Source organism: Nocardia sp. NPDC050406, assembly GCF_044459025.1.
GTDB lineage: Bacteria > Actinomycetota > Actinomycetes > Mycobacteriales > Mycobacteriaceae > Nocardia.
The window spans coordinates 572,476-592,489 of record NZ_JBITIM010000002.1 but is presented as its reverse complement, the minus strand read 5'-3'; the positions used below and the strand labels follow the sequence as shown (position 1 = coordinate 592,489).

The window sequence follows — 20,014 nt, the reverse complement described above, 5'->3', positions numbered from 1 at the left end:
GCCGGGGGTTTGCCGTTTTCGGGGCCTGTTTCCGGTAGCGTTGCCATCGAAGCAGGTGGATCCACGGTTTGCTACTGGTGTGCTGTAGCACGGAGAGGTGGTGCCCCATGGCCGGGACCGATGATGACGACCAGCTGATGGACCAGGTCCTGGATATGGACGACGAGGATGACGTCGACCTCGACTACGACATGGGTGACGACGACCAAGCCGACGAAGTGCGCGAGTACGAGCGCTATATCGCCGATCCGCCGGACGACCTCGTCATCACCAATCGCGAGAACGACGACACCGGTCGGCTCGGCATCGAGAGCGAACTCGATCAGGAGTGGACCCGCCGCCGTCGACGCGCGGAGCATCGCGCCGAGGACGATCGCCCGGCCGAGGTCGCGGCGCTGGAGATCGTCGACGAACCCGGCGACTGATTCCGCGGGCGGTATCGGTCCACGGGACGTGGCGATATCGCGCGAGGGCCGGGACACTGTGTGATACCCCAGTACGGCGTTCACATCGCCAGGGAGGAGGGCGGCCATGACCACGCCCAACGATCCGAACGAAGCACGCCCCGGCTCCGAGCCGGAGTCGAAGTCGCAGTCCGGCGGGATGTTCCAGAAGCGGGAGGGCAGCGCCGACGCCGAACACGGCGGGCCGTCCGGCGGGAACGAGCCGAAATCCGAGCAGGGAGCCCAGCCCGAACAGGGAGCGCCGCCGCCGGATGCGGGGTGGAACGCGCCGCCACCGCCAGGGCAGTATCCGCCGCCGCCGGAGTACCCCTCGGGCGGGCAGCAGCAGGGTGGGTATCCGGCGTATCCGCAGAGTGGCGAGCAGTCCTATGGGCAGCAGCCGTACGGGCAACCGCAGGCTTATGGCCAACAGCCTTACGGGCAGTCGGGGCAGCAGCCTTATGGTCAGCAGCCCTACGGGCAACAGCCGTACGGCCAGCAGCCCTATGGCCAGCAGTATCAGCCCTATCCGCAGGGTTACGGCGCTCCGCAGCAGCGTGGCGCGCAGGTGTACTCCATTATCGGATTCGTCTGTGCCGCAATCGCCTTGCTGTTCTGTCCGCCGGTGTTCGGTATCGCGGGCATCGTTCTCGGACTGGTCGGCCGGAGCAAGGGTGAGCCGCTGGGCCAGTGGGCCGCCATTGCCGCCGGTGTCTGCATGGTGATCGGTCTCATCATCGCGGTGGCGCTCTGGAACAGCGGCACGTACGACTATTGAGCATGGCTGATTTCACCGGGTTCCCCCTCGCGGGGCTGGATTTCTACGAGGATCTCGAGGCCGACAACTCCAAGACCTTCTGGACCGCGCACAAGAAGGTCTGGGAGGAGTCGGTGCGCGATCCCATGAAAGCGCTTGTCGCCGAATTGGAGGCGGATTTCGGCGCGGCCAAGATCTTCCGGCCGTATCGGGACGTGCGGTTCTCCAAGGACAAGACGCCCTACAAGAACCATCAGGGCGCGGTGGTGCACACCTCCGAGTCGTGCGGGTGGTACGTGCAGATCGGCGCGGGCGGGCTGTTCGTGGCGGCCGGGCTGTACACGGCCTCGCCCGCGCAGAAGGCGGCGCTGCGCACCGCCATCGACGACGAGGTGCGCGGGGCCGAGCTGGAACGCATTCTCGGACAGCTGAGTTCGTCCGGCTACACGATCGGCGGCGACAAGCTCAAGACCAAGCCGAAGGGTTATTCGCTCGACCATCCGCGCATCGACCTACTTCGCCACCAATCCCTCACGGCGGGACGCGAATTCGGCGCGCCGGACTGGCTCACCACGCCCAAGGCCGCCAAACACGTGCGGGCGGCGTGGGAGGAGATGCGTCCCCTCATCGAGTGGCTCGCGGCGGTGACCGCGCAGAAGTAGGCCGCGAGCCCGCTCGATCGGGTTACCGGCGTTCCGCGAGGAAGAGAGCGAAGCGCCGGTCCGGGTCCGTCCACACCTGTTCGGTCGCGAAACCGGCTGTGGCCAGTTCCTTTTCGAAGCCTTCGGGGCGGAATTTCGCCGAGATCTCGGTGCGCATCTGTTCCCCCGCGGCGAAGTCGACGGTGAGGTCGAGGTCGCGGACGGTGACCGTCATGGCCTCGGTGGCGGCCAGGCGCATTTCGATCCATTCGTTCTCGGCGTCCCACAGCGCGATATGGGTGAACTTCTCCGGATCGAAATCGGCGTCGAGGCGATTGTTCAAGACCCGCAGCACATTGCGGTTGAATTCGGCGGTCACCCCGGCGGCGTCGTCGTAGGCGGGCACCAGGATCGTCGGGTCGATCACCAGGCCCGCGCCGAGCAGCAGCTGCTCCCCCGGCTCCAGAACGGCGTGGATTCCGGCCAGGAATTCGGCGCGCTCGGCCGGGACCAGATTGCCGATGGTGCCGCCGAGGAAGGCGATCATGCGGCGGCCGCCGCGCGGCAGGTTGTCCAGGGTGTCGGTGAAGTCGCTGACCACGCCGTGTACGGCCAGGTCCGGGAACTCGGCGGCGATCTCATCGGCCGCCGCGCGCAGGGCATCGGCCGAGACATCTTGGGGCACGTAGGTTTTCAACGGGCCCTCGGTGCTCAGGGCGGTCAGCAGCAGTCGCGTCTTGGCCGCCGATCCGGCGCCCAGCTCCACCAGCACCTCGGCCTGGGCGGTTCGCGCGATCTCCCCCACCACGCGTTCCAGCAGTGCCCGTTCGGTTCGGGTCGGGTAGTACTCGGGTAGTTGGGTGATGCGCTCGAACAGTTCGCTGCCCCGGGCGTCGTAGAACCACTTGGGCGGCAGCGATTTCGGCGTCGCGGTCAGTCCCCGGCGGGCATCCTCGCGCAGGGCCGCGGTCAGGTCTTCGTCGTGTAGGTGGATCTCCAGCGTTGCCGAAGTCATGAAGTCGCCCTTCCAGTGTCGATATCCAAAGGTTCGACGGTGACCCGTCCCGGACCCGCGACCACCAGCTGGCGGTCCGCTATGGGCCGCCACCGCTCGTCGTCGTCATAGGGTTCCGAGGCGACCACCGCGAACTCGTCGGTGACCAGCACCGACAGGGAGTGGTGCCAGGTTGTGGCCCACAGGGTTTCGCCATCGCCGAGCAGCAGATTCAGCCGCGCGGTCGGTGAGTGTTCGAGGACGCCCGCGACCACCTGCCGCAGCGCCGCATCGGCCGCGACCGACTTCTCCTCGAGCAGCCCCCGCAGAATCACCCAGAGCATCGCGGAGTCGGTCAGCGACTCCGCCTCGAGGAGCGAGGGTGACTCGAACTTGGCCGCCAAGGTGGTGAAGGTATCGCGCCAGCCCGGGATGGCCCCGTTGTGACTGAAAGCCCAGCGGCCGTGCGTGAACGGCGCACAGGCCGCCCGCTCCAACGGCAACCCGACGGTCGCCGACCGCAAGGCCGCCACCACCGCCCGAGACCGAATCTGCGGCAACACCTCGTCCACCGCCGGATCGGTCCAGATGGGCGCGGCATTGCGATAACGGCTGGTCACCGATGCCGTGTGCGCGGGTTCGGGCCCACCTGACACACCCGGACCGACTGCGGCGGAAGCGGATTCATCCACCTCCCGCCCACCCGAGCCGACTGCGGGCGAGGCAGCCCCACCCGCCTTCTGCCCACCCAGACCGACCGCGGGCGAGGCGGGCTCACCCGGCTTCTGCCTACCCAGACCGACTGTGGCCGAGGCAGGCTCACCCACCTTGTGCCCACCCAGACCGACCGCGGGCGAGGCGGGCTCACCCACGTCCTGCCGTCCCGAACCGGCTGTCGGTGGGGCGGGATCGTTCGCGTTCAGCTCGCCCGGATCAATGGGGCCGGGGCCGGGCGCATTCGGGCGCGGGCGGTCTTCGCGGGCCGCGTCGATCACGTCCGGGGTGTGGCCGCCGTGCCAGATGACGCCCGCGCCGTGGTCCTCGGGGGCGGTCGGGGCGGGGACCCACCAGGCCACGCCGAAGCCGTCGGCGTTGATGGTGCCGCCACCGCGCATGTCACGCGGGGCCCAGGACTGGGTGCGCAGGGAATGCGGGCCGCGCGTGAGGATTTCGCCGACCGCGAGGGGCGGGCCGACGTAGCCCAGGTGGCGGCACATCAGCGTTCCTCCGGTCGCAGGTCCCGGGCCAGTCGGAAGCCGGAGAAGATCTGGCGGCGAATGGGGTGGTCCCAATTGCGGAAGGTGCCCCGCGAGGCCACCGCGTCCGCGCCGAAGGAGCCGCCGCGCAGCACCTTGTAGTCACCGCCGAAGAACACTTCCGAGTATTCGCGGTAGGGGAAGGCGCGGAAGCCGGGGTAGGGCTCGAAACCCGATGCGGTCCACTCCCAGACGTCCCCGATGAGTTGATGCACACCGCTCGGCGAGGCTCCCTCGGGATAGGCCCCGACATCCGCCGGTTCCAGATGCCGCTGGCCGAGATTGGCCGTGCGCTCGGACGGTTCGTCATCGCCCCACGGGTATCGGTGCGACACACCGGTATTCGGGTCGAACCGCGCCGCCTTCTCCCATTCCCGCTCGGTCGGCAGGCGTTTGCCCGCCCAGGTGGCGAACGCCTCGGCCTCGAACCAGCACACGTGCACCACCGGCTGGTGCGGCCGCACCGGTGCCATGGTGCCGAAACTCCTACGCCACCAACGCCCGCCACCGTCTTGCTCCCAGAACTGCGGCGCGATCAACCCCGCCTCGACACGATGCGCCCAGCCGCGCTCGGACCACAGCTCGGGTCGCTCGTAGCCGCCATCGGCCATGAACTCGAGATAGCGCTCGTTGGTGACCGGCGCGGCGTCGATGGCGAAACCGGGCACGTACACCTGATGCGCCGGGCGTTCGTTGTCGAGCGCCCACGGATCGGTATCGGTGCCCATGGTGAATTCGCCTGCGGGAATGACGATTTCCCCGCGCACCGCCACCCGCGAGGCCGGGGTGGGCGGAGCCGAGAGCACCGCCTCCCCCGTCCGCAGCTGATGCGTGGCCAACATGGTCTCGTCGTGCTGCTGCTCGTGCTGGGCGATCATGCCGAAGGCGAACCCCTCCGCCACCAGATCACCGCCGTGCAAAGGGCTGCGCTCCAACACATCCCACACCTTGTCGCGCACGGTGCCCACATACGACCGCGCCTCCACCGGCGAGAGCAGCGGCAGCGCGGGCCGATTCGCGCGCGCGTGCTTGAAGGCGTCGTACAGCTCGTCGATATCGGCGCGCACCGGTTCGCGCCCGCCCACATCGCGCACCAGCCACAGCTCTTCCTGATTGCCGATATGCGCGAGATCCCAGACCAGCGGACTCATGATGCGCGAGTGCTGCGCCACCAGTTCGGCCTCGTCGAGGCAGTCGGTGAGCCCGATGGTGCGGGTGCGGGCCCGTGCCAGCACCTCGGCGATCCGCTCCCGCAGCCGCTCGGTCTCGGCGCGATCGGTACCCGACAGGTGAATGGTCATGGGAGAACTCCTGATTCGACAACGTCCAGGGGTGTGCGGCCGCGGCGACATCGGCGGGCCGCGGTATCGAGTTCGCGCGCGGCATCCGGGGTGGCGGCGCGGTCGGCGGCGAGGGTGAGCAGATCGACCGCGGCGGACCGCAATTCGGGGTCGGTGAGCCCCCGGCGCGCGGCCTCCGACCAGCGCCCGGCGGTCGCCGCCGCCAGGGCGGTCGCCTCGGCCACCACCTCCGGCGCGGACAGCAGCGCGTCCACCGCGTGGATCGGCACCGTCCACCCATCCCCCGGCTGGGTGTCCAGATAGCGGACCTCCAGGTGCCCGGAGGCGCGCACCGGCGGAAACATGGTGGTCAAGTGGTAGTCGAGATCCGCGATACCGGGGCGGCGGCCGATCTCCTCGTCGAGCGCCCCGCACAGCCAGTCCCCGAAGGTCGCCTCCGGCGGCGCGGCCCAGTCACCACCCTCGGAGCGCACACACAGCAGCGGCACATCCAGGGCCCAGCGGGCGTAGCCGGAGATCGGATCCGCCCATTCGTGCACGGGCGGGCGGGTGCGCGGATGGTCGAGCCGCAGCCAGGTCCGCATACGCTGCGAGGCCCACTCCCCCGGCGGCGCACCGCGCAGCGTCGGCGAGCAGGCGAACGCGGCCAGCAGTGCCGGGCCGATGGCGTACAGGGCGGTCCAGCGCGCCTTCACCTCGGCCACATCGGCCCCGGCATCCACGCTGACCTGCGTCGCGGCGGTATTGCACATCATGAGCACGCCGAAGGGGCCGATACCGGTGAAGGAGCGTTCCATGGCGCGATAGCGCGGCAGCCGCAGCACCCGCCGGGCCTCGCGGTCCGCGTCGGCGGCGACGGAATAGGTTCGAATACCCCGGAATTCGAGCAGCTCCCGCAGGAGGGAGGCGTCGTAGCGCAGTCGGTCGCAGAGTTCGCTCGCGGAACCGTAGGGGGCGCTGGATAGTTCGATCTGGCCGCCGGGCTCTATCGTGACCCGGCTGCCCCCGGGCAGGCAGATGGCCGGGGAATCAGGGGAAATGGACTGTGGCGCATAGGGTCCCAGCGCGTCCGCGAGCACGGTCGGATCGGGACGCGATCTCGATGTCGAACACTCACCGCGCGCGGTGAGCCACTCCAGTTCGGCACCGATGAGCGTCGGTGGGCCCAGCTTGAAGCAGACACCGCCGATATACGCCTCGGCGGCGGCCCGCGAGGTGAACCCGGCCTCCGGGGCCTGGTCCGTCCGCGAACCCGCGGTGGCTGCCTCGAGTCCGACCGCGCCGGGCGGCTCCGTACGAGATGCCGTCACAGCCATGCCAACCTCCGCTCTCGAGTCGGGGCGTCGCACGCCGACCAAACCAGGGTAGCCATGCCCCCTGACACGAAAAGTGACGAAAAGGGGAACATATCCGTCGGTATGGTCGATGCCATGCTGAATATCGCCCAGCTGCGCGCGGATACTCCCGGTTGCGAGGACCTGGTGTTTCTCGACAGCGCAGGATCCTCGCTACCGCCCCGCGTCGTCGTCGACACCGCTGTCGCCCACCTGCGCAGGGAAGCGGAGATCGGGGGCTATCGCGCCGCGAACGAGCGTCTCGACGACCTGCGCGCGGTGAAGACGGCCATCGGCGCACTGATCAATGCCGATGCCGGTGCCATCGCCCTGAGCGACAGCGCCAGCCGGGCGTGGACCGATTTCTTCTACTCGGTGCCGCTGGGTCCGGGTGACCGCATTCTCGTATCGGGGGCCGATTACGCCAGCAATGCCATTGCCGCGCTGCAGCGCGCCCGCCGCACCGGGGCGACCGTGGAGGCCATTCCCAGCGACAGCAGCGGGCAGCTCGATCTCGACGCCCTGGCGGCCATGCTCGACGAGCGCGTCAAACTCGTCTCGCTGGTACATGTTCCGACCAATGGCGGCCTGGTGAACCCGGTCACCGAGGCCACCCGCATCGCGCATCGCGTGGGCGCGCTGGTGCTGCTCGACGCCTGCCAGTCCGCGGGGCAGCTGCCGCTCGACGTCGCCGAGCTCGACGTGGACGCGCTCTCGGCGACCGGGCGCAAATGGCTGCGCGGTCCGCGCGGCACCGGTTTCCTCTACGTGCGGCCCGAACTGGCCGCGACCATGGAGCCCGAGCGCCTCGATCTGCACAGCGCCCAATGGACCGGTCCCGAGGATTACACCCTGGCTCCCGGCGCGGAGCGTTTCGAGTTCTGGGAGTGCGATGTCGCCGCCCGCCTCGGCCTCGGCGCGGCCGTGCACTACCTGCTCGATCTCGGGCCCACCCAGGTCTACGAGGCCATTGCCGAACGCGCCGAGTACCTGCGCAAGACCCTCGCCGAGATCGGCGGTGTCACCGTGCGCGACCTCGGTACCCAGCACGCCGGAATCGTCTCGTTCACCGTGGACGGGCTCGAACCGGTGGCGGTGCGCGACCGGTTGGCGGGCGAGCAGATCACCGTGACCGTCAGCCATCGCGGCTCGACCTTGCTGGATATGTCCGCGCGCGAACTGGATTCGGTGGTGCGCGCCTCGCCGCACAGCTTCGTGAGCTTCGAGGACCTGGATCGATTCGTCGGTGCGGTGGGCGCGCTCACCGTCTGAACCCGCTCCCCATCCACGGTCGTAGTCCACCCGGATGCGTCCAAAGTGGTTAACAGGGCGGTCTGTCGGCGGGATAGTTAGAGAGTCCCGACCGTGGGTACAGGTCTGAGGGAGTTGCAGGTGAGCCGATTTACCGAAGAGATGTATCAGACGGCCCAGACATCCGACCGTGGGTTGGTGACCGGGGAGCCGGATGCGCCGCTGCGGCAGACGTGGGGTGAGATCCATACCGTCGCGCGCCGTATGGCGGGCGGATTGGCCGCGGCCGGAATCGGGCGTGGTGACGCGGTAGGCGTGCTGGCGGGTATGCCGGTGGATATCGCGCCCGCGTGCCAAGGGATTTGGATGCGCGGGGCCTCCATCACCATGCTGCACCAGCCGACGCCGCGCACGGATCTGCAGGTGTGGGCGCGCGATACCGAAACGGTGCTGACCATGATTCGGGCGCGGGCGGTGGTGCTGGGCGCGCCGTTCGAGATCGCCGCGCCGCTGTTGGAGGAGCGCGGCATCGCCGTGGTGCTCATGGACGATCTGCGCGGCGGCGAGGACACGGCTCCGCTGGATACCGACGAATCCGATATCGCCCTGTTGCAGTTGACATCCGGGTCGACGGGATCGCCCAAGGCGGTACAGATCACGCACGGCAATTTCTTCGTGAACGCCTACGCCATGTTCGATCGGGTGAAATTCCAGCTCGACAGCGATGTCATGGTCAGCTGGCTGCCACTCTTCCACGACATGGGCATGGTCGGATTCCTCAGCGTGCCCATGCAATTCGGTGCGGAAGTGGTGTGCGTGACGCCGATGGACTTCCTGCGCCGACCCATACTGTGGGCCGAACTCATCTCCAAGTATCGGGGAACCGTCACCGCCGCACCGAATTTCGCGTATTCGCTGCTGGCGCGCAAACTGCGCAATGCCGATGACGGGGCGGTCGATCTCAGCAGTGTGCGGTACATGTGGAACGGCGCGGAGCCCGTCGACGCCGACACCATGGACGCGCTGGCCGAGGCCGGAAAACGGTTCGGGCTCAACCCCATGGCCTTGACGCCGGTGTACGGCATGGCCGAAACCACCCTCGCCGTCTCACTGCCCGATCCGGGGCACGGGCAGATTCTCGATATCGTCGACGCCGACCTGCTCGAGGCGTTGGGCAAGGCGGTGCCGGTGCGGCATCCCGAACACCATTACGGCAATGTGCGGCGACTGCCCACCCTCGGGTATCTGGTCGACAATCTGGAGGGGCGGGTGGTGGACGCCGACCGGCAGCCGTTGCCGGTGCGGTCGGTGGGCGTGATCGAATTGCGCGGTCCGGCAGTGACTTCCGGCTATGTCACGGTGGACGGGTTCCGCTCCGCGCAGGACGACGAGGGCTGGCTCGACACCGGCGACATCGGGTACTTCACCGAGGAGAACCTGGTGGTGGTGTGCGGGCGCATCAAGGACGTCATCATCATGGGCGGGCGCAATATCTTCCCCACCGATATCGAGCGAGCGGCCTTGCGGGTCAAGGGAGTTCGGCCCGGCAATGCGGTGGCGGTGCGGCTCGACGCGGGGCAGAAGCGGGAGAGCTTCGCGGTGGTGGTGGAGAGCAACGAGCACCAGAACGCCGAGGAGGTGCGGCGCATCGAGCACGAGGTGGTGCACGCCGTGTTCTCGGAGGTGGGGGTGCGGCCGCGCAGTGTCACGGTCTTGGGGCCGGGCGCGCTGCCGAAGACTTCGTCCGGGAAGCTGCGGCGCTCGGCCACGGCCGATCTGTCCTGAGAACCGTTCCGGCTCAGCGCGATTGGCGGCCCAGTGTGGTCGGCGGCTCAGCGCGGTTGGCGGCTCAGTGCGGTTGGCGGCTCAGTGCAGTTGGTTCTGCGCGGGCTCGAGGCCGACGCGCAGCAGCAGCTCCACCGCGTCGGCGGCCTGCTCGACGATGACCGGCAGCTCTTTGCGTTCCGCCGCGGAGAAGGGCTTCAGGACGAAATCGGCGGGGTCCTGGCGGCCGGGCGGACGCCCGATACCGAAGCGCACCCGCAGATAGTCCTTGGTGGTGAGCGACTGCGACATGGAGCGCAGGCCATTGTGGCCGCCCTCGCCGCCGCCGCGCTTCAAACGCACGGTGCCGAAGGGCAGATCGAGTTCGTCGTGCACGGCGATGACCTCGGTGGGCGGCACGGAGAAGAACCGCGCCAGCGCCGCGACCGGTCGGCCGGAGAGGTTCATGAAGCTGCGCGGTTTGGCGATCAGGACCTTGCGGCCGTCCAGGCGCGCTTCGAGCAGATCCGCGCCGGATTTCTTGTGCACGGTGAAACGGCCGCCGATGCGCTCCGCGAGCACATCGGCGACCATGAAACCGACGTTGTGCCGGGTGCGCTCGTATTCGGATCCGGGGTTACCCAGACCGACCACGAGCGCGGGCCCGGCATGCGCCTCGGTCATCTGAAACCGTTGCGGCGCTGAATTATTCGGCGGCCTCGGCGGCGGCTTCGCTCTCGGCGGCCTCGGCGGCTTCGGCGGCCTCGGCGGCGGTGGGCTCGGCGGCCGGGGCGGTGATGACGTTGACGACCAGCGCCTCCGGGTCACCGGCCAGGGTGACGCCCTTGGGCAGGTCGATGCCACCGGCGGTGAACTGGGTGCCCGCCTCGACGCCCTCGACGGAGATCTCGATGGACTCCGGCAGCTTCATGGCCTCGGCCTCGATGGAGAGCACGGTGGCCTCCTGGGTGACCAGCGTGCCGGGGGCGGCGTCGCCGACCACGGTGACGGTCACATCGGCGGTGACGCGCTCGCCGCGACGGATGATCAGCAGGTCGGCGTGCTCGATGTAGCGACGGATCGGGTGCACGACCACGGACTTGGTCATCGCCAGCTGCTTCTTGCCCGCGATGTCCAGGTTCAGAATGGCGTTGGTGCCGTGCTCGCGCAGGATGGCGGCGAACGCCTGGGCGTTCACGGCCAGGTGCTGCGGCTCCTCGTTGTGGCCGTACAGCACGGCGGGGACATTGCCGTCGCGGCGGGTACGGCGGGCGGCGCCCTTACCGAACTCGGTGCGTACGGCGGCTTCGAGAAGGTTGGCGTCGGACATGAGTGGTCTACTCCTACGGCTCGGACTCTGTCAGCTGCTGGCCAGGGGACCCATCCCCGGCTTGTTGGTCTGCTCGTCGGGCAAGAAGGAACGAACACAGACGGCAAGCTTGCCGAGCCGCGTCGATCACGGTGGGCACAGGGCCAACCCTCGCCGAGACAACCCGAAGACCTTAACACGGCGCGAACCCACCAGAAAAAGCACCCCCCGAAACCACCAAAGGCGCTCGGCACCGGGCGAAATCACCGGTTCTAGGGCTCGATTCAGAGACTACGACCCACGCCCGCCCGACGCCACCCGAAATGCGCCAGCCAACTCTCGGTGATGCCCCCGGCCCGCGTCACCCACCGACGCTCCGCCTTCACTACCCCCGACGACCTCGGTGACGCCCCAACCTTCGCCGCCATCCCACCGACCGGGACACCGCCACAACACCAGTCGGCCCTCGGTGACGCCCCACCTCCCACGACAACGGGCGGCGCGCCAGGACGCCCGCTTCCGCGACAACAGCCGCCACACCAGGACACCCCGCCTCCCACAACAACCGGCGGCGCGCCGAGTCGCCACCTCGCACGACATCCCACCGCCGCTCCGGGACGCCTCATCTGGCGACGCCCCGCCGCCACCTCCAAAATGCCCGTTTCCCTGTGACATTTCGCGGCCTTTGGGAATTCACAGCGGCAACCGAGGGCCGCCGCCTCCGTCAGGCGTGCCCGCAGCACCGACGATTGTGGGCGTACCCGGAGGAGCTCCCGTTGGCGATCGGGCGTCAACCTTGTACTCAACTACCATCGACGGGGTGGCTCTTGCGCGATTGGGATCGGTAACGCTCGACTGCGATGACCCGGCGGCTCTGGTGACTTTCTGGTCGCGGCTGCTCGGCGGGGAGATCACCTACTCCACCGCGAATGTGGCGGTGGTTCAGGTCGGCAACCTGCTGATATCGGCCATGCGGGTCGAGGACTATCGGCCGCCGACCTGGCCCGAGGACAAGACTCCCAAGCAGATCCACCTGGATCTGGAGGCGGCCGATCTCGAGGCCGCCGAGGCCGAAGCCGTCCTGCTGGGCGCGACCGTGGCCCCGAACCAGGCGGCCCCAGAGAAGTTCCGGGTTCTCTTCGACCCGGCGGGCCACCCCTTCTGCCTCACCCTCCCAGCGAATCTGGACCGCATCGGCCTGCGCCGCTGACCCACCAGCGATCGGGCGATGCCGGTTCCTCGGTGCGCCAAGGCAATTCGAAACAGCCGACGCTGCCTCCGGGCCGAAGGTGGCTATGAGGCCAGGCGCTCCTGGTCTTCGGGGAGTTCGTGGCTGGGCTTGAAAGTAGCTGCGTAGCAATTGACGTAGCGGCGGCCGGAGCGGGTGACGAGGTCGTTCATGAGTGCGTCGGTCGCGGCGCGGACGCCGGTGCGGTCGGCGGGGGCGAAGGTACGGGGGCGACCGAAAGAGACGGTCACCTTGCCGAAGCGCCAGCAGCGGCGGCCTCGGCGTTGGACGCGGTCGGTACCGGAGAGCACGACCGGGATGACCGGTGCGCCGGTCTCCATGGCGACTCGAATGACTCCGGTGCGGCCACGGTAGACGCGACCGTCCGGGGAGCGGGTGCCCTCCGGGTAGATCGCCCAGACATCACCCGCGGCGAGGATGCCCTTGGCCGCCGCGAGCGAGTCCGCCGCCGCCGACCCGCCGGTGCGATCCACCGCGACCTGCCCCGTCACCGCCATGACCTGGCGAATGAACCACCCGCGCAAGCCCGTTCCCACGAAGTACTCCTGCTTGGCGAGGAACTTCACCCGCCGCGGCATGACCAGCGACAGATACAGCGAATCGATGGCGGCCAAATGATTCGCCGCGAGGATCACCGGCCCCGTCTCCGGAACATGCTGGAGCCCTTCAACTCTCGGCCGCCCCAATATCCGCAGCAGCGGCCCCACCAGAACGTGCTTCAGCAACCAGTACCACATGATGTCCTCCCGAATAGGTCGCGTAGACACTGTCTACCGCACCGGCGTAGACAGTGTCTACCCTCAACACGACACCAATCCCAGGAGGGCACATGGCGAACGACCTCACGAGGGGGAACTGGTGGCGGCATCGTGCGAGTAGCCGCCGCCACCAGTTCCCCCTCGCGCCGCCGGTGCGGTGCCCGGCGCGGGGGGACGGGCCGCGAGAATGGGCGGTATGACTGTGGAGCCGCTGCGGGACCGCCTGGTGAGCGCGGGGGTGGAGTTGCTCGAGGAGACCGGGGCGAGTGAGCTCGGGCTGCGGGCGATCGCGCGTGAGGCCGGGGTGTCCCACGGCGCGCCGCGGCGCTATTTCCCCACGCACACCGCCCTGCTCGCGGCCATCGCGGCACGCGGATTCGTTGACCTGGGAAGCACATTCGCCACCCACCAGAACGCCGAGCCCCGAGCCCGAGTAGCGGGCATAGCCCTGGACTACGTGGGCTTCGCGGCCGAGCGCCGCGAAATGTTCACCCTCATGTTCCGCCACGACCTCCTCGAAGGCTCCGGCGAAAACCTCCGCCAACGCACCCTCCCCCTCTACCACCAGTGGGCAACCTTCGTCACCGCCTGCGCGGTGGACCACCCCGAAGACCGAGCCCTAGCCCTCTGGACCAACCTCCACGGCATAGCCGTCCTCGTAGCCAACCGCAGCCTCGAACTCGTTGCACCAGGCCGGAATTGGCGACACCTGGTCACCGAGGCCGTCGACCAACACTTGGGCACCTCCCCGACAGCAGACTGATCGATCGCCGGTGGGCAGCATTGGTCGCCGCGCGCGCGGTAGACCGTCCCGAGGACCGCGCCCTCGCCCTGTGGTCCAACCTCCACGGCATCGCCGTCCTCGTAGCCAACCGCAGCCTCGAACTCGTTGCGCCGGGACGGAATTGGCGACACTTGGGCACCTCCCGGGCAACGCGTCGACCGCGTAGTCGCTCGACCGAGATCCGGGAGAGCGGCAGCTCGACGCCGCCGACCGCTGGATGCGAGGTGACCCGGCCAACCCGGTGCGCCTTCTCTTCGTAGGCGCGGCCGACAGTGAGCGGATCTCGTCGAGCCGAACTGTCGGACACAGTGGGGGGTGGCCGTCGATCGCGGCGGGACGTTGACCGACGCCGCACCGTCCCGACGTGCGATGGTTCCGCGCCGGATGCCGGTGCGCGGCGTGAACCGACGGCCACGCACGGAGGGTGACCCGTACCTCTCCGCTCATCCGGGCATTCGGCCCGATTCCGCCCGGTTCCGGCTCCCCCGGTACCCTGGAGCGGTTGCCGATGCCCCGAAGGAGCTCCCGTGACTTCCCCGACTACCCCGACCGACACCGTCCCCCGGCGGTTGGCCGACGAGGTGGCGAGGCGGCGTACCTTCGCGGTGATCTCGCACCCCGACGCCGGTAAATCCACCCTCACCGAGGCCCTCGCGCTGCACGCGAAGGTGATCTCGGAGGCGGGTGCCATCCACGGCAAGTCGGGTCGTAAGTCGACCGTCTCCGACTGGATGGAGATGGAGAAGGCGCGCGGTATCTCCGTCAGCTCCACGGCGCTCCAGTTCGAGTACGGCGACTGCGTGATCAACCTGGTCGACACCCCCGGCCACTCCGACTTCTCCGAGGACACCTACCGCGTCCTCACCGCGGTGGACGCCGCGGTCATGCTCATCGACGCCGCCAAGGGCCTGGAACCACAGACGCTCAAGCTCTTCCAGGTGGCGCGCGACCGCGGCATCCCGGTCGTCACCGTCATCAACAAGTGGGACCGCCCGGGCCAGGCCCCGCTCGAACTGCTCGACGAGATCGTCGACCGCATCGGCCTCACCCCGACTCCCCTGTTCCTGCCGGTCGGTATCGCGGGCGATTTCCACGGCCTGCTGCGCCGCGGCGACGAGGGCGCGGCGACCGAGTACATCCACTTCACCCGCACCGCGGGCGGCGCGACCATCGCCCCCGAGGAGCACTACACCCCGGAACAGGCCCTCGAACGCGAGGGCGAGGCCTGGGTCACCGCCGCCGAGGAGAGCGAACTGCTCTCCGCCGCGGGCCAGGACCACGATCAGGAACTCTTCCTCGCGGGCCACACCTCCCCGGTCATCTACGCCTCGGCCATGCTGAACTTCGGCGTCCGCCAGATCCTCGAGACCCTGGTCGAGCTCGCCCCGCCGCCCGCCCCGCGCAAGGACGTGAACGGCACGCTGCGCAACACCACCGACCCGTTCAGCGCCGTCGTGTTCAAGGTGCAGGCGGGTATGGACACCGCCCACCGCGACCGCCTCGCCTTCATGCGCGTGGTCTCCGGTGAATTCGAGCGCGGCATGGTCGTCACGCACGCCCAGACTGGACGCCCCTTCGCCACCAAATACGCGCTCACCGTCTTCGGCCGCGAACGCACCACCGTCGACACCGCCTACCCGGGCGATGTGGTCGGCCTGGTCAACGCCAATGCCCTGGCCCCCGGCCACACCCTGTTCGCGGACAAGAAGGTCGAGTTCCCGCCCATCCCGTCCTTCGCGCCCGAGCACTTCGCCACCCTGCGCGCCCACACCGCCGACAAGTACAAGCAGTTCCGCAAGGCCATCGACCAGCTCGATTCCGAGGGCGTGGTGCAGGTGCTGCGCAACGACATTCGCGGCGACGCCTCCCCGGTGCTGGCCGCCGTCGGCCCCATGCAGTTCGAGGTCGTGACGGCGCGCATGCTCTCGGAATTCAACGTCAAGACCCACCTGGACCGGCTGCCCTACTCGCTGGCCCGGCGCACCGACGCCGCCTCCGCCGCGGAGCTCGCCCGCCAGCGCGGCGTGGAGGTCTTCACCCGCAGCGACGGCGTGCTGCTCGCGCTGTTCGGCGACAAGTGGAAGCTCGCCTACATCCAGAAGGAACTGCCCAAGCTCACCCTCGAACCACTGGTCGCGGGCGCGGACGACTAGCCCATGGTCGCTTCCGGCGGCGAGGGTTCGGTGCGGGTGTTGTCCGCGGGTTCCCGGGCGATCAGCCCCCACCGGCTGGAGGTCAATCGCAGGCTGGGTAGATCCGAAAGCGACAGCACCACTTCGTAAGTGCGCTCGTACCCGGTGTGCGCGATGCGCCAGTGCCCGTCCTCGCAGCGCACGTACCGGTCGGAGTAGAAGGCCGCGCCGCGCAGCAGCATATTGTGGCCCGGAATGAGCACGGTGTCGGCGAGGTACCAGGTGCCGGTGGCGCTGTCGCCGTCGACATCGATCTCCGGGTGGTCGCAGCGGTGTTCGGTGATGACGTGCGGGCCGAGCGTGTTGCGCATGAAGGCCAGGAAGGCGTCGCGGGACTCGAATTGCAGGTATTCGCTGTACGTCGCGGTCGCCTCGGGAATCATGGTGTCGGCGAACTCGTCCCACGCCTTGGTGTCCAGGGCGCGCAGGTAGCGGAACTTCAGCCGACTGATCGCGGCGACGGCATCGGAGTCCATACCCTCCACAATCCCATCAGCCGTGCGGGATTCTTCGTATATTGGCGCAGATCTGTACCGATTCGCTATCGCCCGGGCGTCCGGCGGTACGGGTACCGCCGGGAGTTCAGGAGTTGATACTGAAGCAGGTCTGGCAGAAGTCCTCGCCGAATTCGGTCAGCCGCAAGCTCTTTCGCACGATCTTGGGCGCGCGGCCCGCCTTCTTGAGCGCCGCCTCCACCACCGGCTGCACCTCGAGCACCATATAGCGACTCAAGACCACCGGATCCTCGGAAGTGAACGTCAGCCCCAACCGACTCAGATTGATCAGATAGTGCCGCGACCGGTCCGGATAGCGCACGCCCGCCTGCTCCGGCACCGAGGTCAGATCCCCCGACACCAACTCCGAGCCGATACCCAGCGGCCGGTTGGTGCGCACATCCACCAGCGGCTGCGGTCCGTTCAAGGCCATGAAGCGCAGAATGCGCGCCTCGTCGGGTGCGAGCTGATCGAGGATGCGGTCGTAGGCCGGGTGCACATCCTCGGTGAAGTAGACATCGGCCGAGCGGGCCAGCAGCGCATCGCCGCGGCGGCGCAGATCGGCGGAGGTGGCGGAGCGAATCAGGCTGCCGTTCACCGGAATCGGCTGCTGGCCCTGGTTCATGGGCGTCGGAACATAGCTGACGATCTCGCGCACCGACCCCTCGGTGACACCGAGTGCGCTGCGCGCGATGGACCGCAGCGCCGCACCCGTGCGATCGGCGATATCGGCCGACGATTCGCCGTCCATTGCCGCCTGGGTGAGCTGCTTGGCGACCTCGAACGTGGTGCCGACGGCCCACTCCCCGCTGCGCACCGCGGTGCCGACCGCGAGTCCGGCCGCGCGAAAAGCCCCGCGCAGCAGCCGCGCCTCATTGCTGATCTGCCGCTGCTCCACATCCGAGCTGCGTTCCACGGCACGGGAACCCGGACGGACCACCTCTCGCCCGGTCCTGTCGTCTGCCACGTCTACTCCGAAGTTCGCCAGGTGAACGTAACCGTCCACAGATTATTGCCGCCGACAGTCCCCCAGGCACGCTGAACCCGGCTGCCATGCGAAGGCTACCCCGTTCGCATCCGGCGACACCCGCTCAACATGACCCCCGACACCCGCCGAGCGATGCGATATGGCTGTGGTCCCCGTCATTCTGACGGGCGGGTCGGCACATCGGAACATCGGGACCGGGCAGTGTGACCGAGATCTCGACGCCGACAATGCGCAACTGGACCGCCCAACTGAATTCACAGTAAGGTCCGACTGCCGACGGGGTGCTAACTTGAGCGTGCCGGTACAGCGGCTGGTACCGGTAGGGGTCGGCAGGAGGGTGTCGTGCTAGAGAGTGTTTTCGGAATCCACCCGACCATTCTGCTGGAACTCATAACGATTCCATTGTTCACGGGGGTCATCGGCTACATCACCAACTGGACCGGTGTGCTGATGCTGTTCAAGCCGATCTCCTTTCACGGCTTTCGGATGCCGGGTCTGGCGACGTTGTTTCCGTACTTGCCCAAGCGGATTCAGGTGTTGCCGCTACTGCAGTACGACGGGCGGATGGGCTGGCAGGGGATCGTTCCGTCGCGGGCGGACAAGATGGCCTCCATCGCCGTGGACAAGGGCTTGGCCAAACTCGGCAGCGTCTCGGATTTCTATCGGGAACTCGAACCCGACAAGCTCGCTGAACATCTGACCGAAATAGCTGAAGTCCAGATTCGCGACATCGTTGAAGAGATCTTGAAGCGGGAACATCCGCAGCTCTGGTACAACCTGCCGACGCAGGTTCGGGAGTTGATCCACGAACGCGTTCGACAGCAGTTACCCGAAATTCTGCGGGAACTCACCGATGAACTCGGCAACAACATCGATCAACTGCTCGACGTCAAGCAGATGGTCATCCGCTACTTCCAGGCGCGCCCGCATTTGCTCAACAGCGTGTTCCAGGTGCTGGGTGCGAAAGAACTGCGCTTCATGCAGAATTTCGGCTTCTACTTCGGCGCGCCCATGGGTCTGCTGCTGGTCGCGGTGCTGCATCTGACCGGGTGGTCGACGCTGGTGGTGCTGCCCATCGGCGGCATCATCATCGGCTGGGTGGTGAACTGGGTGGGTATCAACCTGATCTTCGCGCCCGCGTATCCGAAGTGGTGGTGCCCGTGGCGGCAGGGTCTGCTCATCAAGCGCCAGCCCGAGATCACCGAGGGTTATGCGGAGCTGGTATCGCGGGAGATCATGACCGTCGCCAATATCGGCGACGAACTGCTGAACGGGCCGCGCTCGGATCGCACCGTGCAGATGCTGGAGGACACCCTGCGCCCGGCCGCCGACCGCGCGCTCGGCCCGGCCAAGGGCGCGGTGAAGTTCATGCTCGGCGGACGCGAGTACGACACGTTGCAGTCGACGCTGACCGCCGAGGCGGCGCGCATCGCGCCCATCGCCTTCGCCGATCCGGAGTTCAATGTCCGCCAGGGCAAACAGGTCTCGGACTTCATCGCCAAACAAATGTCGGCGCTGAGTCCGCCGGAGTTCGTGGACATGCTGCGTACGGCCATCAAACAAGATGAATGGCTCTTGTTTCTTCATGGCGGTGTGCTGGGGCTGTTCGCGGGCTACGCTCACATCCTGGTCTTCGGAACAGGAGTAGCGACCACATGGATGTGACCGAATCCGATTCGGACCCCGACGATTCCGTCGAGCATTCGACCGAACTCGTGCTGCGCGCGAGCGCGCTACCGGCGGTGCCGCAGCAGCCCTCGGCCGGAACCGTACGCACCGCGACCGGTGTGGCGCGGGTGGCGTGGTCGGCGCTGTCCGAGGCCACGGCGTGGGGTGTGGGCACCGCGCTCGGGGTGACCGGAACGGTGGTGCGCGGCAGTATGGCCGGGCAGCCGCCGCGCGAGATCCTCACCGAAGCCGGTGCGCAGGTGCGTGATTCGATGCTGCGGGCGCTCGGCGTGCGTCCCGCCGCCGAGGGCGAGGCAGCTCCCGAATCCTCCCCCTTGACCGAATTGCGGGCGCGCGGTGCGGAACTGCTGCGCCAGTCCGCCGATCTGCACAGCGCCGACGAGAGCCATCCGGCCTACTCCCGCATCCTCGATCAGCTCGCCCCCGACGAGGCGCGCATCGTGCGGTTCCTGTATCTCGATGGGCCGCAACCGCTCGTCGACGTGCGCACCGGCCGCACCGCCAACGGCCGCGGCGGCCGCTTCAACCTGGTCGGCGACGACGCGGGCCTGCGCTACCCCAACCGCATCGACGAATACCTGACCAACCTGCGCCGCCTCGGCCTGCTCGACTTCGGCCGCGAACCCCTCGGCAACCCGAACCGCTACCAGCTCATCGAAACCCTCCCCGAGGTCCGAAAGCTCTTGAAGCGCGCCGGTTTCACCACCAAGGTCCTGTACCGCAGCATCGAGCTCACCAGCTTCGGCGGCGGCTTCGTCCGCACCTGCCTCCCCATCCCCACCCTCGACCAAGCGCTCTAGCACCACGAGG

At 68.1% G+C, this 20,014-nt stretch carries 19 protein-coding genes; 10 read left to right on the top strand and 9 right to left on the bottom strand.

Going from position 1 to position 20,014, the window contains the following annotated elements:
• Positions 1 to 107 precede the first annotated feature (107 nt).
• From ACIBH2_RS16005 to ACIBH2_RS15995, 3 genes are all read left to right on the top strand, one after another.
• Positions 108 to 425 (top strand): hypothetical protein, encoded by a 318-nt coding sequence (locus ACIBH2_RS16005; RefSeq protein WP_397117993.1) that lies wholly within the window; start codon positions 108 to 110, stop codon positions 423 to 425.
• A 106-nt stretch (positions 426 to 531) separates the two neighbouring features.
• Complete coding sequence (locus ACIBH2_RS16000; RefSeq protein ID WP_397117991.1) at positions 532 to 1,221, top strand: hypothetical protein; 690 nt, start codon at positions 532 to 534, stop codon at positions 1,219 to 1,221.
• Between the two features lie 2 nt (positions 1,222 to 1,223).
• A complete protein-coding gene (locus ACIBH2_RS15995; protein ID WP_397117989.1) occupies positions 1,224 to 1,862 on the top strand; it encodes a DUF2461 domain-containing protein in 639 nt (212 codons plus the stop codon).
• A gap of 22 nt (positions 1,863 to 1,884) precedes the next feature.
• Here ACIBH2_RS15995 and egtD read toward each other — a convergent pair whose 3' ends face one another.
• Genes egtD through egtA form a run of 4 tightly spaced genes read right to left on the bottom strand, consistent with a single transcriptional unit; the run spans position 1,885 to position 6,708 of the window.
• The gene (gene egtD, locus ACIBH2_RS15990; RefSeq protein ID WP_397117987.1) at positions 1,885 to 2,856 is read right to left on the bottom strand and encodes an L-histidine N(alpha)-methyltransferase; all 972 of its coding nucleotides are present in this window, start codon (positions 2,854 to 2,856) and stop codon (positions 1,885 to 1,887) included.
• Positions 2,853 to 4,052: a class II glutamine amidotransferase gene (locus ACIBH2_RS15985; protein WP_397117985.1), complete on the bottom strand. Its 1,200-nt coding sequence runs from the start codon at positions 4,050 to 4,052 to the stop codon at positions 2,853 to 2,855. Before ACIBH2_RS15985 ends, egtD begins: the two co-directional genes overlap by 4 nt.
• Positions 4,052 to 5,392 carry an ergothioneine biosynthesis protein EgtB gene (egtB, locus tag ACIBH2_RS15980; protein ID WP_397117983.1) on the bottom strand — a complete coding sequence of 447 codons (1,341 nt, stop codon included), beginning with the start codon at positions 5,390 to 5,392 and terminating at the stop codon, positions 4,052 to 4,054. The genes ACIBH2_RS15985 and egtB overlap by 1 nt, the downstream gene beginning before the upstream one ends.
• Positions 5,389 to 6,708, bottom strand: coding sequence for an ergothioneine biosynthesis glutamate--cysteine ligase EgtA (gene egtA, locus ACIBH2_RS15975; RefSeq protein ID WP_397117981.1), 1,320 nt, complete (start codon positions 6,706 to 6,708; stop codon positions 5,389 to 5,391). Before egtA ends, egtB begins: the two co-directional genes overlap by 4 nt.
• Before the next feature lie 114 nt (positions 6,709 to 6,822).
• Between egtA and ACIBH2_RS15970 the strand changes: the two genes are divergently transcribed.
• Positions 6,823 to 7,998, top strand: coding sequence for an aminotransferase class V-fold PLP-dependent enzyme (locus tag ACIBH2_RS15970; RefSeq protein WP_397117979.1), 1,176 nt, complete (start codon positions 6,823 to 6,825; stop codon positions 7,996 to 7,998).
• A gap of 120 nt (positions 7,999 to 8,118) precedes the next feature.
• Positions 8,119 to 9,762: a fatty acyl-AMP ligase gene (locus ACIBH2_RS15965; protein ID WP_397117977.1), complete on the top strand. Its 1,644-nt coding sequence runs from the start codon at positions 8,119 to 8,121 to the stop codon at positions 9,760 to 9,762.
• A gap of 81 nt (positions 9,763 to 9,843) precedes the next feature.
• Here the strand turns inward: ACIBH2_RS15965 and pth are convergent, their stop codons facing one another.
• Positions 9,844 to 10,425, bottom strand: coding sequence for an aminoacyl-tRNA hydrolase (pth, locus tag ACIBH2_RS15960; RefSeq protein ID WP_397117975.1), 582 nt, complete (start codon positions 10,423 to 10,425; stop codon positions 9,844 to 9,846).
• Positions 10,426 to 10,447: 22 nt separating this feature from the next.
• Positions 10,448 to 11,071: a 50S ribosomal protein L25/general stress protein Ctc gene (locus ACIBH2_RS15955; RefSeq protein ID WP_397117973.1), complete on the bottom strand. Its 624-nt coding sequence runs from the start codon at positions 11,069 to 11,071 to the stop codon at positions 10,448 to 10,450.
• 799 nt (positions 11,072 to 11,870) lie between these two features.
• Between ACIBH2_RS15955 and ACIBH2_RS15950 the strand changes: the two genes are divergently transcribed.
• A complete protein-coding gene (locus ACIBH2_RS15950; RefSeq protein ID WP_397117971.1) occupies positions 11,871 to 12,260 on the top strand; it encodes a VOC family protein in 390 nt (129 codons plus the stop codon).
• A gap of 83 nt (positions 12,261 to 12,343) precedes the next feature.
• On the opposite strand, the gene ACIBH2_RS15945 is transcribed toward ACIBH2_RS15950, so the two are convergent.
• Entirely contained in the window at positions 12,344 to 13,036 is a 693-nt protein-coding gene (locus tag ACIBH2_RS15945) for a lysophospholipid acyltransferase family protein (RefSeq protein ID WP_397117969.1), read from the bottom strand.
• A 217-nt stretch (positions 13,037 to 13,253) separates the two neighbouring features.
• Here ACIBH2_RS15945 and ACIBH2_RS15940 point away from each other — a divergent pair, with 217 nt between their 5' ends.
• Both ACIBH2_RS15940 and ACIBH2_RS15935 read left to right on the top strand, forming a co-directional pair.
• Positions 13,254 to 13,820 carry a TetR/AcrR family transcriptional regulator gene (locus tag ACIBH2_RS15940; protein ID WP_397117967.1) on the top strand — a complete coding sequence of 189 codons (567 nt, stop codon included), beginning with the start codon at positions 13,254 to 13,256 and terminating at the stop codon, positions 13,818 to 13,820.
• A 548-nt stretch (positions 13,821 to 14,368) separates the two neighbouring features.
• On the top strand, positions 14,369 to 15,994 hold the full coding sequence (locus ACIBH2_RS15935; RefSeq protein WP_397117965.1) for a peptide chain release factor 3: 1,626 nt from the start codon (positions 14,369 to 14,371) through the stop codon (positions 15,992 to 15,994).
• Here ACIBH2_RS15935 and ACIBH2_RS15930 read toward each other — a convergent pair.
• Positions 15,991 to 16,509 (bottom strand): nuclear transport factor 2 family protein, encoded by a 519-nt coding sequence (locus ACIBH2_RS15930; RefSeq protein ID WP_397117963.1) that lies wholly within the window; start codon positions 16,507 to 16,509, stop codon positions 15,991 to 15,993. The genes ACIBH2_RS15935 and ACIBH2_RS15930 overlap by 4 nt on opposite strands.
• A 106-nt stretch (positions 16,510 to 16,615) precedes the next feature.
• On the bottom strand, positions 16,616 to 17,494 hold the full coding sequence (locus tag ACIBH2_RS15925) for an Abi-alpha family protein (protein ID WP_397117961.1): 879 nt from the start codon (positions 17,492 to 17,494) through the stop codon (positions 16,616 to 16,618).
• Between the two features lie 363 nt (positions 17,495 to 17,857).
• On the opposite strand from ACIBH2_RS15925, the gene ACIBH2_RS15920 reads away from it, so the two are divergent.
• Both ACIBH2_RS15920 and ACIBH2_RS15915 read left to right on the top strand, forming a co-directional pair.
• Entirely contained in the window at positions 17,858 to 19,180 is a 1,323-nt protein-coding gene (locus ACIBH2_RS15920) for a hypothetical protein (RefSeq protein WP_397117959.1), read from the top strand.
• Entirely contained in the window at positions 19,171 to 20,004 is an 834-nt protein-coding gene (locus ACIBH2_RS15915; protein ID WP_397117957.1) for an Abi-alpha family protein, read from the top strand. The genes ACIBH2_RS15920 and ACIBH2_RS15915 overlap by 10 nt, the downstream gene beginning before the upstream one ends.
• Positions 20,005 to 20,014: the final 10 nt, after the last annotated feature.

What these genes read in the sequence shown, in the direction of transcription:
- ACIBH2_RS16005 (WP_397117993.1), top strand. Translation starts at nt 108, where the DNA reads ATGGCCGGGACCGATGATGACGACCAGCTGATGGACCAGGTCCTGGAT.
- ACIBH2_RS16000 (WP_397117991.1), top strand. Translation starts at nt 532, where the DNA reads ATGACCACGCCCAACGATCCGAACGAAGCACGCCCCGGCTCCGAGCCG.
- ACIBH2_RS15995 (WP_397117989.1), top strand. Translation starts at nt 1,224, where the DNA reads ATGGCTGATTTCACCGGGTTCCCCCTCGCGGGGCTGGATTTCTACGAG.
- egtD (WP_397117987.1), bottom strand. Translation starts at nt 2,856, where the DNA reads ATGACTTCGGCAACGCTGGAGATCCACCTACACGACGAAGACCTGACC.
- ACIBH2_RS15985 (WP_397117985.1), bottom strand. Translation starts at nt 4,052, where the DNA reads ATGTGCCGCCACCTGGGCTACGTCGGCCCGCCCCTCGCGGTCGGCGAA.
- egtB (WP_397117983.1), bottom strand. Translation starts at nt 5,392, where the DNA reads ATGACCATTCACCTGTCGGGTACCGATCGCGCCGAGACCGAGCGGCTG.
- egtA (WP_397117981.1), bottom strand. Translation starts at nt 6,708, where the DNA reads ATGGCTGTGACGGCATCTCGTACGGAGCCGCCCGGCGCGGTCGGACTC.
- ACIBH2_RS15970 (WP_397117979.1), top strand. Translation starts at nt 6,823, where the DNA reads ATGCTGAATATCGCCCAGCTGCGCGCGGATACTCCCGGTTGCGAGGAC.
- pth (WP_397117975.1), bottom strand. Translation starts at nt 10,425, where the DNA reads ATGACCGAGGCGCATGCCGGGCCCGCGCTCGTGGTCGGTCTGGGTAAC.
- ACIBH2_RS15955 (WP_397117973.1), bottom strand. Translation starts at nt 11,071, where the DNA reads ATGTCCGACGCCAACCTTCTCGAAGCCGCCGTACGCACCGAGTTCGGT.
- ACIBH2_RS15945 (WP_397117969.1), bottom strand. Translation starts at nt 13,036, where the DNA reads ATGTGGTACTGGTTGCTGAAGCACGTTCTGGTGGGGCCGCTGCTGCGG.
- ACIBH2_RS15940 (WP_397117967.1), top strand. Translation starts at nt 13,254, where the DNA reads ATGACTGTGGAGCCGCTGCGGGACCGCCTGGTGAGCGCGGGGGTGGAG.
- ACIBH2_RS15930 (WP_397117963.1), bottom strand. Translation starts at nt 16,509, where the DNA reads ATGGACTCCGATGCCGTCGCCGCGATCAGTCGGCTGAAGTTCCGCTAC.
- ACIBH2_RS15915 (WP_397117957.1), top strand. Translation starts at nt 19,171, where the DNA reads ATGGATGTGACCGAATCCGATTCGGACCCCGACGATTCCGTCGAGCAT.